The sequence below is a fragment of the Microvirga sp. P4_G7 genome, assembly GCF_056401005.1.
Map to the genome: position 1 here is coordinate 1 of NZ_JBFUKD010000498.1, position 2868 is coordinate 2868.

The 2868-nt window shown below is 55.6% G+C and carries 1 protein-coding gene; it reads left to right on the forward strand.

The features are described from left to right. The first annotated feature begins 175 nt into the window (after nt 1–175). Nucleotides 176–2002, forward strand: a complete 1827-nt coding sequence (locus AC1DT3_RS16955) for a cadherin domain-containing protein (protein ID WP_477466407.1) — start codon at nt 176–178, stop codon at nt 2000–2002. The last annotated feature ends 866 nt before the right edge of the window (nt 2003–2868 follow it).

A 2868-nucleotide genomic window follows, 5' to 3' on the forward strand; every position in this document is an offset into this window, starting at 1 on the left:
ATCCAAGGTCTCGGCGAGCTATACACGTTTGCCGCGGGCACTCCTGTCCGCCAGTGTGCAGTTGCCGGTGCGGCAATAATGCCTCGTTCTTCCCCTTCGAATGAATAGGACGTTCTTCATCGATTCATGACAGTTCTCCCACTTTCTGCATTCGAGATATTTTCGGGAGACGATAATGGCAGCTCCAATTGGTGGCCCAGGYGACGACGAACTCTCTGGTGGTCAAATCGGTGAGTTCATATTCGGGGATGCCGGTAACGACACCATATTTGCCGGTGGCGGCAATGACACGCTCGAGGGAGGACTGGGTGCCGACCTGATGTTCGGCGACGCAGATATCGATGCAGTGCACTACAATCACTCGTGGGAAGCCGTCACAGTCAACCTTTCCGACAACACAAAGAATCATGGCGGCGAGGCAGAGGGGGACACCATTTACGGCGTCGAGAACGTGCTTGGCTCGGTTCACGACGATAGTCTCACCGGTAACGAGCTTCCCAACTTGCTCAACGGCGCCTTTGGCAACGACCATCTCAGCGGTCTCGCTGGCAATGACATCCTTGCAGGTGAGTTCGGCAACGACATCCTGGAAGGTGGCCTCGGTAAGGACCACCTGCTTGGTGGGGATGGCTACGATCTCTTGGAAGGAGGAGCCGAGGCGGATATCCTCGATGGTGGCGCTCAGGACGACCTCGCAAGCTACTCATCGTCTGACATCGGATTGACGGTGAGTCTGAACTTTCCCAACAACAACACGGGCGACGCTCTAGGCGATTCCTTCGTCAGCATCGAGGGCCTCGTGGGTTCCCGATTCAATGACAATCTCGAGGGAGACGCCGGCGCCAACAACCTTCAAGGTTGGTACGGGGACGATGTTCTCTTGGGTGGCGGCGGAAACGACACGCTCTTCGGCGGAGAAGGTAACGACACCCTATCGGGAGACCAGAACGGTCAAACCGGTGACGACGTCATGCAGGGTGAAGCCGGCAATGACACGCTGAYTGGCGGTGACGGTATCGACACTGYGGTCTATAGCGGCAAGTTCTCCGAGTACAAGATCGACGACCGTGCCGCCTCTTTGGGTATATATGGCGTCGTTGACAYGRTCGCCGACCGGGACGGAAGCGACGCCGTCTGGGACAGCGTGGAGTTGTTGCGCTTTTCGGATCTCACCTATCGTCTCAAGAACCAWGAKCCGACGRAYATCAARCTCTCCAAGACGGSRTTYAGYGAAGACRYGTTGGCRTCGACGATCGTCGCAAGCCTCWCGGCCRWAGAYGMKGACGGCGACGCGATCAGCTACAGCCTGGTCTCGACCGATGGGCCGTTCAAGATCGACGGTAGCAACCTGGTCCTGACTGGGCCGCTCGATTTCGAGACCAAAGCCCAATACTCCATCACGGTTAAAGCTTCGAACGGTTATGGTGTCGGAACAACGCAGACYTTYGCSYTSAACGTGSTCGACGTCSTCGAAGGSAACGATCCCAACGATCCCAATAACCCCAATCTTCCTTTGACGCTTTGGGGAACGCCAGGCGCCGATGTCCTCGATGGCCGCAATGCCAAYGACGTGCTCTATGGTCAAGCCGGCAACGATGTCTTGCGTGGCAACCTCGGYAACGACAAGCTCTACGGTCGGGCCGGCAAGGACGCGCTAACCGGCGGCTCGGGCAACGACATCTTCGTGTTCGACACCAAGCTGTCGACTTCGTCCAAAGTGAACAAGGCCAATCTCGACCGGATCACTGACTTCAGCGTCAAGGACGACACGATCCATCTCGCCAAATCCGTCTTCAAGAAGATGGCCAAGAAAGGCGTGATCAAGAGCAGCGAGTTCTATCAGGGCGTCGCGGCGCACGATGCAAATGATCACATYATCTACAACAAGAAGACCGGTGCGTTGTACTACGACGCCGACGGAACGGGTTCATCCGCTCARGTGCAGATCGCCACGCTCTCGAAGAACCTCAAGATGACSTAYAAGGACTTCTTCGTGATTTGACGGGTCTTAGGAACGCGATTGAGCGCTAGGCTCACGTTCTGCGACAGCCCGGAAGGGGACAGAAGTCTATATTGACGACTGAAGCCTGCGTTGAAATACTGAGAAATGGACCTCCTGATCCCTCGTCGGAAAATTGTCCGGCGAGGGATCTTCTGTACGCAGGCACTGGCGAGGCCCTCGGAATGCAGGCCGGCGGTCTAATCTATCCAGGCCAAAAACGCGGCCAATTCTGGGACGACATAGTGACAGCCATAGCGTCGCCGAGTTCCATTCGACGAAATACGTCGACCAGGCAACCTTCCATGATGGTGGTTGCATCATCCGGGTGAAAACCAGATTTGATGAGTTCGTCGTGGGCGATCGAACTGAAGTGGTGTGCTCGGTCGCGAGCCTCCTCCGCGGGTAAGCCTCGGAGATTTTCCACGAGGTGGGCGGTCAATCGCGAAAGCGCTTCTGATTCAACCCGAGTGTTCATTGGAGCGGTCCAGTGTCCGGAGTGAGAAGAGAGCGGAGGTGTTCAATCTCGTCAGCGGCTTCAATAAGAAGCGCTTCTAGGTCCTTGTCGTCAACTTGATCCGCTGCACGATTTAAGCGTTGCGTAATATCATTGTGAGCGATCATGGGACTTCCTCTAATCGAATCGCACTATCTGAGTCAGAGAGCGCGCGTTACAGTAGTTGGGACAATCGAAGGATTGGGACCATGGCCAAGTCAAAGACGGATTTACTGTCGAAAGAGTTGGAGGCCAATTTCGCTAAGGCATGGCGCCGAGCAAAAAAGCTTGAACGAACATTGCTAAGGCTGGTCGCCCAAAGGGAGCCCGGTTCTCCGATCGACGACTTATTGCATGCTGTACAGTATGGAAT